The organism is Sorangium sp. So ce296 (assembly GCF_051529605.1).
Classification (GTDB): Bacteria; Myxococcota_A; Polyangia; order Polyangiales; family Polyangiaceae; genus Sorangium; species Sorangium cellulosum_D.
The window spans coordinates 7781576-7796506 of the sequence record NZ_CP150325.1 but is presented as its reverse complement, the minus strand read 5'-3'; the positions used below and the strand labels follow the sequence as shown (position 1 = coordinate 7796506).

9 protein-coding genes and 1 pseudogene are annotated in these 14931 nt (G+C 71.5%); 5 read left to right on the top strand and 5 right to left on the bottom strand.

Features of this window, described 5'->3' with window-relative positions; translation table 11 throughout:
* Positions 1-119: 119 nt before the first annotated feature.
* Complete coding sequence (locus WME98_RS28860; RefSeq protein WP_437944952.1) at positions 120-1643, bottom strand: dipeptidase; 1524 nt, start codon at positions 1641-1643, stop codon at positions 120-122.
* Between the two features lie 271 nt (positions 1644-1914).
* On the opposite strand from WME98_RS28860, the gene WME98_RS28855 reads away from it, so the two are divergent.
* From WME98_RS28855 to WME98_RS28845, 3 genes and pseudogenes are all read left to right on the top strand, one after another.
* Positions 1915-2379, top strand: coding sequence for a DUF3565 domain-containing protein (locus WME98_RS28855; RefSeq protein ID WP_437944951.1), 465 nt, complete (start codon positions 1915-1917; stop codon positions 2377-2379).
* Positions 2380-2401: 22 nt separating this feature from the next.
* Entirely contained in the window at positions 2402-2848 is a 447-nt protein-coding gene (locus tag WME98_RS28850; RefSeq protein WP_061623688.1) for a hypothetical protein, read from the top strand.
* 61 nt (positions 2849-2909) lie between these two features.
* Positions 2910-4679: pseudogene (locus WME98_RS28845) on the top strand (DEAD/DEAH box helicase); the annotation flags it as partial.
* A 415-nt stretch (positions 4680-5094) separates the two neighbouring features.
* On the opposite strand, the gene WME98_RS28840 reads toward WME98_RS28845, so the two are convergent.
* The 3 genes from WME98_RS28840 to WME98_RS28830 form a co-directional block, all read right to left on the bottom strand.
* Positions 5095-5931, bottom strand: coding sequence for an acyl-CoA desaturase (locus tag WME98_RS28840; RefSeq protein WP_437944950.1), 837 nt, complete (start codon positions 5929-5931; stop codon positions 5095-5097).
* Entirely contained in the window at positions 5928-7439 is a 1512-nt protein-coding gene (locus tag WME98_RS28835) for a B12-binding domain-containing radical SAM protein (protein WP_437944949.1), read from the bottom strand. Before WME98_RS28835 ends, WME98_RS28840 begins: the two co-directional genes overlap by 4 nt.
* Positions 7440-7956: 517 nt before the next feature.
* Positions 7957-8613, bottom strand: a complete 657-nt coding sequence (locus WME98_RS28830) for a hypothetical protein (RefSeq protein WP_437944948.1) — start codon at positions 8611-8613, stop codon at positions 7957-7959.
* Positions 8614-9197: 584 nt separating this feature from the next.
* Between WME98_RS28830 and rph the strand changes: the two genes are divergently transcribed.
* Positions 9198-11816, top strand: coding sequence for a rifamycin-inactivating phosphotransferase (gene rph / locus WME98_RS28825; RefSeq protein WP_437954032.1), 2619 nt, complete (start codon positions 9198-9200; stop codon positions 11814-11816).
* Positions 11817-12310: 494 nt separating this feature from the next.
* Entirely contained in the window at positions 12311-13864 is a 1554-nt protein-coding gene (locus WME98_RS28820) for a serine/threonine-protein kinase (protein WP_437944947.1), read from the top strand.
* A gap of 3 nt (positions 13865-13867) precedes the next feature.
* On the opposite strand, the gene WME98_RS28815 is transcribed toward WME98_RS28820, so the two are convergent.
* Positions 13868-14806 (bottom strand): PEGA domain-containing protein, encoded by a 939-nt coding sequence (locus tag WME98_RS28815; RefSeq protein WP_437944946.1) that lies wholly within the window; start codon positions 14804-14806, stop codon positions 13868-13870.
* Positions 14807-14931: the final 125 nt, after the last annotated feature.

Genomic DNA, 14931 nt, shown 5'->3' with positions numbered 1-14931 from the left:
TTGAGATTGCCCCAGGCCGTACGGATGGCCCGAGGCGTCGCCACGCGGCGCCGGCGGTCGCTCAGCTCCCGCGCCGAGCGCCCGGCCCGCCGAGCGCCCGGCCGGCCCGCCGAGCGAGGCTACCGCGACGGCGCGAGATCCGGCGGCGGGGGCGGCGGCGCCGCGCCCTTCGCGGGCCGCGGGGCCGGCGCGGGCGGCGGAGCCAGCCACCACTGCGGCTCCCGCGACGACGGGGGCGGCGGCGGCGCGTCCAGCAGCTGCAGCTCGCGCAGCTCCGCCGCGGTGAGCTGCCGCGTGCTGCCGTGCCCGGACAGCGTGGTCGCCGTGGCGGCCGCGTAGGCCTCGGCTTGCTCGAGGGCGCGCACGAAGTTCCCGCCCAGCAGGCTGAGGATGTCCCCCTCCGAGTAGCCGCGGCGGAGGAGCTCCAGCGTGACGCCGGTGAGCCCGTCGGCGCCGGCGCTCCCCGCCTGGAGCGCCTCGCCCTCGCCGAAGACCGAGCCGACGGCGACGTGATCGATCCCCGCGATCTTCACCAGGTAATCGATATGGTCCGCGATCCGCGAGGGCGGCGGCGGCGTCATCGGCGCTTCCTGGGCCTTGAGCTTCTCGAGCTCCTCGCGGAGCGCCTGCGCGTCGCCCTGGAGCCGCTCGCCGAGCTCCTTGAGGTGCGCCCCGTGCTTCTGCACGAAGCGCTCGGACTGCTCCGCGTAGGTCGCGTCGAGGAAGAGCGCCCAGGCGTTCACCAGGACGACGCCGCCATTCTCCGCGACAGCGCGCAGCATGTAGTCGTCGAGGTTGCGCCGGAGATGGCCGGCGGCGGGCATCGTGGACGAGGTGATGACCGGCGCCTTGGCCACCTTCATGACGTCCTGGAACGTGTCGTCCGACGCGTGCGAGAGGTCGACAAGCATGCCGATCCGTTGCATCTCGCGGACCACGGTCTCGCCGAAGGAGGAGAGGCCGCGGTGGCGGGCGAGCCCGGGCTCGAGGGGTCCTCCCGCGGAGTCCGCCCAGCTGTTCGTGGTGGTGTGCGTGAGCGCCATGCTGCGGACGCCGAGCCGGTAGAGCGAGCGCAGCGCCGGCAGGGAGTTCTCGATAGCGTGCCCGCCGTCGACGCTGAGGAACGCGGCGATCTTGCCCTCGCGCTTGGCGCGGCGCACGTCCCGCGCGCTCCGCGCGAGCACCAGCGCGTCGCGGTGGCGCTCGATCTGCCGGTGGGTCGCGTCGATGAGATCGAGCGCGCGGCGCGCGGCGCCGGCGCCGAACGCGGCCTGCGCCGAGGACACGCCGACATGGATCGAGAAGAACGCGCCGGCGACGCCTGACGCCTTCATCCTGGCGAGCTCCTCGGCCGTCGCCTCGTGGTCCGGGCTCGCCCGGCGGGGCGCGCCGCCGAGGAGCGGCGAGGGCACGCTGCTGTGGCCGTCCACGAGGGTCGCCTTGGCGAGCAACCGCGCGACCCGCTGCTCCGGCGTCTCGGGCCCCACCGGGCTCTCCGCGATCTCGGGCGCGGGCTCGGTCCACGGCGCGATCTCGCGCTCGGCCGTCGCGAAGGGATCGGGCGACTCCGCGGTCGCCTGAGGAGGAACACAGGCCGCGAGCGACGCGGCGGCGATGAGCGCGAAAGAAATGCGTGTGCGCATGAGCCGAGCGTATCACGCGGTCTCAGCGGTGGGACGGCCCGCGCGACGGCCGGATCGTGCCCCCGGCCGTCGATACCGCGGCGCCCAGCGGCGTCGTGGTGCGGCGCACGAGTGGGCTCCTATGCCCCTTCGACCCACGAAGAAGCACCTGGCGGCGAAGGATTGCGTCCCTGCCAGCCAGCGCCGCGAGCCTCGCTTGACGTCCTCGAATCGCTCTGCTCTTCCTTCTCGCGCGCTGGCATCGCAGCCAGCCCTCGGGGGAGAAGCCGGGATGCTCCGACCGATCACGGGCTACCACAGGGACGACGCGGGCGACTGGGTGGCCGAGCTGAGCTGCGGTCACGGTCAGCACGTCCGGCACAAGCCCCCTTTCCTCCTGCGCCCGTGGGTGCTCACCGCCGAGGGCCGCGCCTCGATGCTCGGCACCGAGCTCGATTGCGCGCGCTGCGATCGGCTCGACATGCCGGGCGGGCTCTGCGCCTACAAGCGGACCGCGGAGTTCGACGAGGGCACGATCCCCGGCGGGCTCCGGAAGAACCATGCGACGAAGCCCGGCGTGTGGGGGGTGATCCACGTGGTCTCGGGGCAGCTCCGCTACCGCATCGAGGGGCCCGCGGGGCGAGAGCTCCTCTTGACCCCGGAGGCCCCCGGGATCGTCGCGCCGGAGGTGCTGCACCACGTCGAGCCGGACGGTCCTGTCAGGTTCTTCGTGGAGTTTCACAAGAAGGGCGCGTGACCAGGATCGTTCAGGAGACCCCATGTCGCTCAGGCAGCGCGATTACCTCCTCCGCATGATCGAGCAGCTCGCCGAGGCCATCGGCCGGATCGCCGGGCTCCGGCGCGCCGGCCAGCTCGACGAGGCGGAGCTGCTCGTCCGCACCACCGCGGACGGCCTCTTCGGCCCGATGCGGGACATGCTCGACCGGGTCGACGCCGCGGGCGCGGCCACGCTGCTCGGTGACCCCGAGAAGATCGGCGCGTACGCGGCGCTCTGCGCGGAGCAGGCCGAGATCCTCGAGCTCCGGGGCCGGGCCGCGCAGGCGCTCGCGGAGCAGAGGCGCGCGCTCGAGCTCCACCTCGAGGCGATGAGCCGCGCGCCCCAGGGCAGCCCCCGCGCCGAGGAGGCCGCGCGCGCGCTCCTCGGCCGGGTGGACGCCGCGCGCCTGTCCGAGCGGTACCGCGCCCTCGCCGCGAGGCTCGGCTGACCGGGATGCGGGCGCGCGCGCCGCGCCGCCTGCCGGCTTGCCATGACGCCGACGCGAGGCCATGAGACGCGGAGCCGCCGTGGAACCGACCACCTCGTCCGCCAGCTTCGCCGCGCTCGGCATCGGGCCTGCCCTCCTCGGCGAGCTCGCCGAGCTCGGCTACGAAGAGCCCACCCCGATCCAGCGCGAGGCGATCCCGCACCTCCTCGGCGGGCGCGACCTGCTCGGGCAGGCCGCCACCGGCACCGGGAAGACGGCCGCGTTCGCGCTGCCGCTGCTCCAGCGGCTGGAGATCGGCAGCGCGCCGCCCGGCCGCCCCGTGGCCCTCGTGCTCGTGCCGACCCGCGAGCTCGCCATGCAGGTGGCCGAGGCGATGCACCGCTACGGCCGCCGGCTGGGCGTGCAGGTGCTGTCGGTCTACGGCGGCCAGCCGTTCGGGCAGCAGCTGCGCGCGCTGCGGCGCGGGGTCCACGTCGTGGTGGCGACGCCGGGCCGGGCGCTCGACCACATCGGCCGCGGCACGCTCGCCCTCGACGGCATCCGCACCGTCGTGCTCGACGAGGCGGACGAGATGCTCGACATGGGGTTCGCCGAGGCGCTGGAGGAGATCCTCGCGGCCACGCCGGGCGAGCGGCAGACGGTGCTCTTCTCGGCGACGCTGCCCGCGCGGATCGCGGCGATCGCCGGCCGGCACCTGCGCGAGCCGGTGCGGGTCAAGATCGCGGTCGAGAAGGCGGCGCCGGGGGAGCTCCCGCGCGTGCGCCAGACGGCGTACATCGTGCCGCGGGCGCACAAGCCCGCGGCCCTGACGCGGGTGCTCGACATGGAGGACCCGTCGTCGGCGATCCTCTTCTGCCGCACGCGCAACGAGGTGGACGAGCTGACCGAGGCGCTGCGCGCCCGCGGCTACGAGGCCCAGGCGCTCCACGGCGGCTTCTCGCAGGAGCACCGGGATCGCGTGATGGCGCGCTTCCGCGCCGGCGCGGCCGACCTGCTCGTCGCGACCGACGTGGCGGCGCGGGGGCTCGACATCGAGCACGTGTCGCACGTCATCAACTACGACGTCCCCTGCGCCGCCGAGGTGTACGTCCACCGCATCGGCCGCACGGGGCGCGCCGGCCGGGAGGGGGCGGCGATCACGCTGATCGAGCCGCGCGAGCACTACCTGCTCCGCAACGTCGAGCGGCTCACGGGCCAGCGCATCGAGGCCGCCACCCTGCCGACGGTGGCCGATCTGCGCGCCCGTCGCCTCGAGCTGACGCGGGCGTCGCTCCGGGAGGCGCTGCTCCAGGGCGGCGCCGAGCGGTTCCGGGTCGTTGTCGAGGGGCTCGCCGACGAGTTCGACGTCATGGACATCGCCGCGGCGGCGGTGCAGCTCGCGCACCGCGCGACGGAGGGGGATCGGGAGGAGGAGGAGGCGGAGATCCCGTCGTTCCGGCCGCCGCCGCCCGTGCCGGAGCGCGCGCGGCGCGGCCCGCCGGGGGCGCGCGGCCGGCCGGGGGAGGCGCCGGGGCGGCCGGGGGAGGCGCCGGGGTGGCCGCGGCGCGGGGGGCGCGAGGAGCGGGAGGCCGACGGCACCGTCGCGCGGCTCTACATCGGCGCGGGGCGCGCCGCGGGCATCCGGCCGGCCGATCTGGTCGGCGCGATCGCGAACGAGGCGTCGCTGAGCTCTCGCGACATCGGGGCCATCCAGATCGCGGACGGCTTCTCGGTGGTCGAGGTGCCGGCCGGCGCGGCGGACAGCGTCATCGAGGCGCTGCGCGCCACCCGGCTGAAGGGGCGCAAGGTGCAGGTCCGCCGCGACCACCACGACGCTCCCGGCGACGCCCGGAGCGACGAGGCCGGCGCGCGCGGCGGCGCGGCCGACGAGGACAGGCCCCGGAGCAGCGCGGCCGGAGCGCGGGCGCGGGCGCGGAGCGGCGCGGCCGACGAGGGCGGACCCCGGAGCGGCGCGGCCGACGAGGACAGGCCGCGGGGCAGCGCGGCCGACGAGGACAGGCCCCGGAGCAGCGCGGCCGGCGCCCGGGCGCGGGCCAACGCGCCCGACGAGGCAAAGCCGCCGGGCCGCGCGGCCGCGGCCCGGGACCGCGCGGGGGGCATGGCGCCCCCGCGGCGTCGCCCCCGGGACTGAGCCCTGCGGCGGTCCGCTCCGCTCCGCGGCCACCCGCGCGCGACGGCGGGTCCGCCGCGCTGGCGCTCCCGCGCGCCGAGCAGCGCGATCGGCGGCCGGCGCTCGGCGCTCGGGCCTATCCGCCCCCCGCCGGCCGGGCTCGCGCGCCCTCGCGCCCCTCCGGCCCGGGCTGGATGTCCGACGCGAGCCCCAGCGCCGCGAGCGCGCGGATGAACAGGAACGCGAGGTCGTGCTGCCCCGGCGCCATCCCGTAGCGGGCGGCGCGCGGGAAGGCGTGGTGGTTGTTGTGCCAGCCCTCGCCGAAGGTCAGGACCGCCACCCAGCCCACGTTGCGGCTCCCGTCGCGGGTCTCGAACGCGCGGCGGCCGAAGCGGGGCGCGTGGCAGACCGAGTTCACCAGGTAGGTCGCGTGCATCCAGCACACGAGCGGCAGGAAGAACACGAACGGCACCGCGCCCCAGCCCAGCGCGAGCCCCGCGAGCAGCACCGCCGCCGCCTGCGGCGCGAACCGCCACCGGAGGAGCCACCGGTAGTAGGGATCGCCGGCCAGATCGCGGCAGTACCGCTCCGGATCGCGGGGATCGGTCGAGCCGTCGTCGACGATCCACCCGAGGTGCGCGTACCAGAGGCCTCGCCGCGGCGAGTGGACGTCGCCCTCGCGATCGGTGTGCGCGTGGTGCCGCCGGTGCGTCGCTACCCACGCGATCGGGCTGCCCTGGCCGCTGATCATCGCCGCCGACACGAGCGCGTACTCGACCCACCGCGGGCAGCGGAACGCGCGGTGCGAGAGCAGCCGGTGCAGGGCGACGATGGTGGACAGGTGGAGCGCCGTGTACAGCCCGGCCGCGAGGGCGACGTAGCTCGCCCGGATCGGCAGGAGCAGCCCGACGACGGCCAGCGCGTGGACCAGGGCGAAGTAGGCGATCGCCGCGCCGCTCGCGCGGCCCCTCACGACGGCTCTCCTCCCCGCGCGACCGCCGCCGGGCCGCTCCCCCGCCGCGGCCGGATCCGGGCGAGCCCCCTCGGATCCGCCCGGCAGGACGCGGCGTCGATGCGCTGCGGCTCGAGCCCGAGCTCCCGCATCCTCGCCGCGTCCCACGCCTCGATCGGATCGCGCCCGGCGATGTAGCTGCGCGCGTCGTTGGCGAGCGGCGCGCGCAGGCTCATCACCTCGGGCGCCGACATCAGAACGCACGTCTTGTAGCGGGGCAGATCGCTCGTCATCAGCCGCCTCCACAGGTGGCGGCCCACGCTGGTCAGGCCCCCCAGGGTGCGGCTCAGGCGCTGGAAGTGCTCGATCGCCTCGGAGGGGTGCAGCCGGTCCGGCCGGTGACACAGGGTGTACCCGTCGAGGTCCCGGCTGGTCACCCCGGGCAGGAGCCGCCCCTCGGCCGCCACCTGCGCGAAGAACGGCGTCTCCGGGTACGGGCAGACGATCCCGAGGAACGTCGGGCACTGATCCCCGAGGTCGTGCAGGTACGCGGGCAGCCGCTCCAGGTACTTGTTGGTGTCCCCGTCCGCGCCCACGAGGAGCCCGAACGAGAGCACGATCCCGCTCGACGAGGCCCGCTGCATCACCTCGCGGACCTCGCTCAGCTTGTTCTGCCCCTTGTTCATCGCGCTGATCGACTCGGGGTTCAGCGACTCCAGCCCGGTGTAGACGTACCGGCACCCCGCGCGCCCCATGAGGCGGACCAGCTCCGGGTCGCGCAGCACGTTGAAGGTGAGCGCGCAGCCCCAGATCTTCTTGAGCGGGATCAGCGCCTCGCAGAGCTCCCGCAGGTAGCGGGGAGAGCCGCCCAGGTTGTTGTCGAGGAAGCTGAACGTGTCGCCGGTCACCCCCGGAATGCGCCGGTTGAAGATCATCCGATCGCGGATGTCCCGGATCACGTGGTCGATCGGGCGATAGCGGTACTGCTCGTGCCCCGTGAGCACGCAGAAGTTGCAGGAGAAGGGGCAGCCGCGCGACGCCTCGATGCCCGGCAGGCGAACGAGGTTGTTCCGGTAATCGATGAGATCGTAGCGGTAGGTGGGGATCTGCTCCGGGGGCACCGGCGGGAGCGCGTAGACGGGCTGGAGCTCGCGCCGCTGGAAGTCGGCGACGAGGGCCGGGACGTTCGACTCCGGGTCGCCCGCGATCACCGCGTCGAAGTGCTGGAGCGCGTCCGCGCGGAAATGGCTCGCGTGCCGGCCGCCGGCCACCGTGGTGACGCCGCGCCGCCGGAGCAGCGCGGAGAGCACCTTGGTGTGCTCGTAATAGGCGTGCAGGTACGAGAAGAACACGAGGTCCCAGGGGCGATCGAGGGGGATGTCCGTCTCCTTCTCGTTGTAGAGCTCGATCTCCGCGTCCGGCGGGCACAGGGCGGCGATGAGCTCGGGCACGGAGGACTGCATGATCGAGCGCTCCTTGCGGTGCAGGCGGCTCGGGTGCGTGTAGGTCGAGAGGATCGCGATGCGCATCGAGGGGGGCTCCTGGTTCAGCTCAGGCCGACGGCGGCGCTCGCGAGGCCCAGGGCCGCGCGACCGGGACGATGAGGACGAGCAGAAGCCCGCTAGAATACGCCATGTGCCGCGCCGGGCGCAGCCCCAGGACCACTGTCCGCTGGACCACCCCGGGGCACGCCGGCGGCCCTCCGGTCAAGCCGAGAGCCCTTGTGGGATCCCCCACACCTACGCTGGACCTAGCGTGGCGGCAGCTGCCGCGCGGTGCGCCCGGGCGCGGGCGGGCTCCGTGGCAGAGCTGGGCCCAGGCGCGCTCGTCGCGGTCGACCGAGATCGCCTGTGCGGTGTGTGTGCGCGTCGAAGCGCCCCGGAGGCAGCGCAGGGAGCTCGCTGCGTCGACCCACGCGCGCAGCGTGGCTGGCCGATGGTGCGGCCGCTGCCAGGAGCTCGATTTTCGGGGAGAGCCCCCCTCGAGCCAGCGCGCTGCCGCGGTGGACACGAGGAGGGCTGGCTCGTCGAACGATCGAGGGGAGCGTCAGTCAGGAATCCAACGCGTCTCGGCTCGGACCCGGAGATTCGTGGTCAGGGGCGTAGAGGGGCAACCGACGCCGAGGCAATACCTCGCCCTCGCGGCGATTCGGACCTTGTGCTTTCCCGCGACGTCAAAGGGCTCCGTACCGGAGAACACCCTGTTGCACGACGTGCCGTTCCAGCTGCCCGTCTGAATGTTGGTGTACGTGGCGGAAGGGTTGGTGGTGTTGGTATTCCAGACGTAGATGCCGGTCTCCACCTGGACCCGCTCACAATCATCCTCGGTCTCGACATCATCGATATCCCAGGGGGACGCCAGCGACGCCCCGGCCCACAAACGCGAGTCGGGCTGCGGGACAGTGATGTTGGTGTACTCCACGATGTACTGATAAGGGCACGTCGTGCTCGAGTCGCTCGTGGTCGCGTCGTAGGTCCAGTCGGGGCTGGTCTGCACGCCGGCCGTGCTGCGCGTTATCCCGTGCTTGGTGCCCGTGCTCGTCAGCGTGTACTTGGCGCAGCCCGCCTCGCCGAGGGCCTGCTGCGCTTCGCCGAAGACCTCGGCCTGCTCGCCCTCGATGCTCGATTCGTACGGCGCTCCCTCGGCACAACCGACGGCAAACGCAGAACAAACCGCCGCAATGGCCAGAAACAAAGCTCTCATGTACCCCTCGATCGCTCAGAATGAATTGCAGGTGTGGCGACCGGCCTCCGCGGGAGACAGGCCGCCCGCCGGCATACACATACTGTGCCGAGCTCCTGGAATCCGGAGCGTCGCCTGTGCGTTGTCACGTCGCGACCGGCGAGGGACCTCTACAGGACATCCCCACGAGAAATTTCGGCAGAGGCGCGCATTTTGCTGGGCTTTTGCTGGGCTTTTGCTGACGAAGACGTCCGGCATCGGTTCGACCACACCGAGGAGCGCACGCAGCTCATCGCGCTGGAGCTGTGACATGTCACGGTTCCAGCGTGATTTGTCACGTGACCTGTCATGCTGGAACCGTGACATGTCACGCGCTCGGCTCCCTCTCGCTGACGAGCTCGCGGTGGAGCGCGGCGGATGCCCCGCCACGGGCGAGCAGCGGCGATCCCAGCCAAGGACCTCGACGCTCAAGCATGAGGGGAAAATCCAGTCGTGGCGCCCGTTTGAACGGCGCGGAGGTTCGCGTTATAGTGGCGCCCTTCGACGGGGGGGCGCGACGATCCGTCGCAGCGAACGAGCTGCCAACGTCGGATGGAGGTGAACGGATGCGGACCTATGTGCTCGATCTCCAGGAGGTCGATCGAACGAAGGCCAAGGTGGTCGGCGGGAAGGGCGCGAACCTGGGGGAGGTCTCCAGGATCGAGGGTATCCGCGTGCCCGCTGGCTTTTGCGTCACCACCGGAGCCTTCCAGCGGATCATGGGAGGAGCGCCGTCGATCGCCGGGTTGCTCGATCGGCTGTCGTCGCTCGAGGCGGGAGACCGGGACGGGATCCGCGAGCTCAGCGGCGAGCTGCGCCGGATCATCGAAGGGACGGCCATCCCCGAGGACCTGCAAGAGGCGCTCACCCAGGCTCTCTCCAGGCTCGGCGCGGGCGACGCCTACGCGGTACGGTCCAGCGCGACGGCGGAGGATTTGCCGGGGGCCTCCTTCGCGGGCCAGCAGGATACGTACCTGAACGTCATCGGGACGCAGGCGGTCCTGCAGCACGTCCGCCGGTGCTGGGCATCGCTCTTCACCGAGCGGGCGGTGACCTACCGCGCCCAGCACGGCTTTGACCACCGCAAGGTCCACATGGCGGTGGTGGTGCAAAAGATGGTCTTTGCGCAGGCGGCCGGGATCTTGTTCACGGCCGATCCCGTCACGTCGAACCGGAAGGTGTCGTCGATCGAGGCCGGCTTCGGCCTGGGGGAGGCCCTGGTCTCCGGCGTGGCGAGCGCCGATCGCTACAAGGTGCGGAACGGCCAGATCGTCGAGAAGGCGATCGCCAAGAAGACGCTGGCCACGCGCGCCCTGGAGGAGGGCGGCACCGAAGAGCGGGCGATCGAGCCCGAGCGGCAGGGCGGGCAGGTGCTGACGGACGCGCAGATCCTGCGGCTCGAGCGCCTGGGCCGGCAGATCGAAGGGCATTTCGGCCACCCCCAGGACATCGAGTGGTGCCTGGTCGGCGATGAGCTCCACGTCGTCCAGAGCCGGCCGATCACGACCCTGTATCCCATCCCCGAGACGGGGGATCGAGGCAACCGCGTCTACATCTCGGTCGGTCATCAACAGATGATGACCGACCCCATGAAGCCCCTCGGGCTGTCCTTCTTCCAGCTGGCCGCGGCTGGCCACATGGTCGCAGCGGGCGGCAGGCTGTTCGTCGATCCCACGAAGCAGCTGGCCTCACCGGCCAGCCGGGACGCCCTCCTGAAACTCGTGGGGCGCTCCGATCCGCTCATCAAGGACGCCCTCTCGACCATCATCGCGCGGGGAGACTTCATCGAGCCCTCGCCCGTCGATCCGGCGGCCTCGCGTCCCGGCCAGGGCGAGCAAGGGGCGGCGCCATCGCGCTTCGACGCGCAGGTCGAAGACGACCCGGCGATCGTCACCGCGCTGATAGAGCGGGCCCAGGCCGGGCTCGAGGAGCTGAAGCGCGACATCCGAGGCAAGACGGGAACGGCGTTGTTCGACTTCATCCTGGAGGACGTCCAGCGAATGAAGAAGTCCATGTTCGGTCCACAGAACATGGGCGCGATCATGGCGGCCATGAACGCTTCATGGTGGCTCAACGACAAGATGATGGAGTGGCTCGGCGAGAGGAACGCCGCGGACACGCTCTCCCAGTCCGTGTCGAACAACATCACGTCGGAGATGGGCCTGGAGCTCCTGGACGTCGCCGACGTGATCCGTCCTTATCCGGACGTGGTCGCGTATCTGCAGAACGTGAAGCACGATGGCTTCCTGGAGGAGCTGGTCGAGCTCGACGGTGGGCAGCAGGCCCGGGACGCCATCCTGGCGTACCTTCAGAAATACGGCATGCGCTGTGCCGGGGAAATCGACATCACGAGGGCCCGCTGGAGCGAGAAGCCGACGACCCTGGTCCCCTTGATCCTGAGCAACATCAAGAACTTCGAGCCTCATGCCGGCAAGCGGAGGTTCGAGCAGGGGCAGCAGGAGGCCTTGCAGCGAGCGCAGGAGCTGCTCGACCGGTTGAGGCAGCTGCCGGATGGGGAGCAGAAGGCCAGCGAAGCCCAGCGGATGATCGGCCGGCTCCGGAATTTCCTTGGGTATCGCGAGTATCCGAAGTACGCCATCGTGAGCCGCTACTTCGTTTACAAGCAGGCCTTGCTGCAAGAGGCCGAGCGGCTCGTGCAGGCCGACGTGATCCACGACCTCGAAGACATCTACTATCTGACGTTCGACGAGCTCCGCGAGGTCGTGCGCACGCATCGGCTGGACGACCAGCTCGTCAGCCGACGGAAGGCCGAGCACGAGCTCCACAAGAAGATGACGCCCCCGCGCGTCATGACGTCCGACGGGGAAATCGTGTCGGGTGCGTACAGGCGAGCCGATCTCCCCGCCGGCGCCATCGTCGGCCTACCAGTCTCCTCCGGCGTCGTCGAGGGACGCGCCCGCGTCCTCCTGGACATGGCCCATGCGGATCTGGAGGCGGGGGACATCCTTGTCACCGCCTTCACCGACCCGAGCTGGACACCCTTGTTCGTGTCCGTCAAGGGCCTGGTGACCGAGGTGGGGGGCATGATGACCCATGGCGCGGTGATCGCCCGAGAGTACGGCTTGCCGGCCGTCGTCAGCGTGGAAAATGCGACCAAGTTGATCCGGGACGGGCAACGCATCCGCGTGAATGGAACGGACGGGGTTGTCGAGATCCTGACCTGAGGCCGCGGCCAGGGAGACTCTGGGGTCCCGCGCCTGCGGAGCCGTGCCGGCACAGAGGCGAGACAGGGCGGGCGCCCGGGGGTGAGAAGTCCAAACGCGATCCGAAAGTCAAGCTCCTCGTCGTGGCCGTCCCACCCACCGTCCAGTCGCGCTGCATGCGCTGGTGGACATAAGGCACCTTCCGCGATCCACCTCTTTCGTGGAAAAGTGGCGCCGTATCAACAACCTCTCTGCGATCCAGCTCTCCGGGAAAACAACGCTCTATCTACAATCCATCCATGTCCAGACGGGCCGCCTTCACGCCACGGCCTGCGGGAGCGGCAATTCACCTGCGAAGCGGCCCCATCGGCTGCCGGCGGATGTAAGATGTAAGTGAGTGGGGGCGTTGGTACGACAATTGCGGCCTGTCTCCGTCGTGTTTCTTGCGCTATGCCCTTGCTTGGTTTCGCCGCCCACTCGTACAGTGAGGGGCCGTAGTTAACCTTGCGAGTAGCGTGAATCCTGCGCCGAACGTCTTAGCGACCAACGCGGCCGAGCTCGGGCCCGGGTCCGTGTTGGGTCGTTACGAGCTGCTGCTGCCGATCGCAGCGGGCGGCATGGCCATGGTGTGGGCGGCGCGGCTGAAGGGGACGCGCGGCTTCCAGAAGATCGTCGCCGTCAAGACGATGCTGCCGAAGCTGTCCGAGGACGACCAGTTCGAGCGCATGTTCCTCCTGGAGGCGTCGCTCGCGTCCCAGATCCGCCACCCGCACGCCGTCGAGATCCTCGATCTCGGCGAGCAGGACGGCGTGCTGTTCCTGGCGATGGAGTGGATCGACGGCGTTCCGCTCAGCCAGGTGATGAAGGTCGCGAAGCGCCGGAGCGGCGTGCCGATCCCGATCGCCGTGCGCATCGTGGCGCAGGCCTGCGCCGGCCTGCACGCCGCGCACGAGCTCAAGGACAACGGCGGCAAGCTCGTCGGCCTGGTGCACCGCGACATCTCCCCGCAGAACATCCTGGTCACGTACAACGGCATGGCCAAGGTGGTGGACTTCGGCGTCGCCAAGGCCACCGCGTTCAACGACAGCACCACGAAGGCCGGCCAGCTCAAGGGCAAGGTGAGCTACACGGCGCCGGAGCAGGTGCGCGGCGACCCGATCGACCGGCGCGTGGACGTGTTCGCGATGGGCATCGTGCTCTACGCGCTCACCACCGGCAAACACCCGTTCCGCAGGGAATCCGAGGGCGCGACGCTGTTCGCCATCTCGTCGCCGGACCCGGTGGTGGAGCCGCGCACGTTCCTGCCGAGCTACCCGCCGTCGCTCGAGGCCGTGCTGATGCGCGCGCTCGAAAAAGAGCGCGACCGGCGCTACGCCACCGCCAACGAGCTGCTGCGGGCGCTCGACAACGCGCTGCCGCCCAACCAGCGCGCCACCGAGGACGACGTCGCCGCCTTCATCCGCGAGCTGTTCGAGGAGGAGCACCAGCAAACGCGCGCGGCCCTCGCCGAAGCGCTGGAGCGCGCCGACCGCAATCCGCCGAGCGGCAACCTCGGCATCTCCGACGTGACCGGCATGAGCCACTCGGTGGTGAGCGCCTTCAACCCCGTCGACATCCGCCGCGCGGCCCCGGGCCAGGCCGGAAGGGGCGCGCTCGACGACGACATCCCCCCGTTCGCGCGCTCCAACAGCCGCGCGCCGATCGCCATCGCGATCCTCTGTCTCTTCGCCGCCGTCGCGTTCGCCGTGCTGACGCTCCGGAGCGACGACCCACCAGCCCCTTCTCCGTCCATCGCCGCGACCGCCGCCCCTGCGCCGGCGCTCCCCAAGGAGGAGGCGTCGTCGCCCGCGCCTCCTCAGGCGGAGGCGCCCCCTGCGACCGAGCTCGGCGCGCCCGCGGGCGAGCCCTCTGCCTCCGCGTCGGCCAGCGCAGCGCCGGCGCCGCGCCCGGCGTCCCACGGGAGCCCAGGGCCCCGCCGTCGGGACAAGCCCGCCGAGCAGGTCAAGCCGGCGAGCCCGACGCCGACGTCCGCGCCGCCCAAGTCGTGGAAGCACGATCCGGGGTTCTGACGCTCAGAACGCGCCCGAGAGACTCGCCCCTATCTCGGATGCGCCCGCGACGGGCACGACGGCGAGCGAGGTCTTCGCGGGCTCTTTGGGCTTCTTCTGGAGGAGCAGGATCGCGGTCGCCGTGCCGACCGCGGCGACGCCGACGCCGAGCGCCACCTGCGCGCCGTAGTGATAGAACTTGAGGTCGTCGTAACGCGACTGCATGGAGGGCGGGCACGACTTGCCGCCCGGACCGCAGGCGTCCTCCAGATCCGTGAGCGCTCCCTGGCGGAGCACGAACAGCACCCCGGAGCCGATCAGGCTCGCCGCGCCGACGCCCCCGACGACGAACGGCACCACCTTGGAGGGCGGCTTGTCCGGCAAGGCGCCCGCCCGGATCAGCAGCTCTTGCGGCAACGCTTCGAGCGTCACCTCGACGCGCGTCACCCCCCCCTCCTTCAGCTCCACCGTCTTTTGAAACGGCTTGTGATTGGGCGCCTTGGCGGTGAGCGCGTGAGGCCCGGGATCGAGCGGTACCTCGGCGCCGATCGACGCGCCGCCGAGGGCGACGCCGTCGAGCGCCATGGCCGCGGAGGCCGCCCCCTTGCCGCGCACGATGACGAGCTTCGGGATCCGGGCGCGCAGCCGGCCGATCGACTGCTCGACCTCGCCCCGAAAATCGGGCCCCACGGCGTCGGCCTCGGCGAGCGCCAGCTCGTAGCCGCCGAGCGCGGCCACGAGCCGCCCCAGGTTCTCCTCGCACACCGCGATGTGGAAGCGCACCTGCGGCGTCATCCGCACCTGGCCGACCTCGCGGAACTGCTGCAGGGCCGCGGCCCAGTTGCCAGCCTGCTCGAGCTCGGTCGCCTGCTGGAACTGCGCGCGAGCTCGCTTGAGCGCGTCGTCGTCCTGCGCGAGCGCGGGCGCCTCGAGCAGCAGCAGCACCGCCGCGACGCGGAACATTCGTGGAAAATTCCTCACCGCTGCGACGCGGAACATTCGTAGAAAATTCCTCACCGCTGCGACGCGGAACATTCGTAGAAGATGCCTCATGCGAGGCTTACCATAGTGGCTTGCCGTCTCCGCTC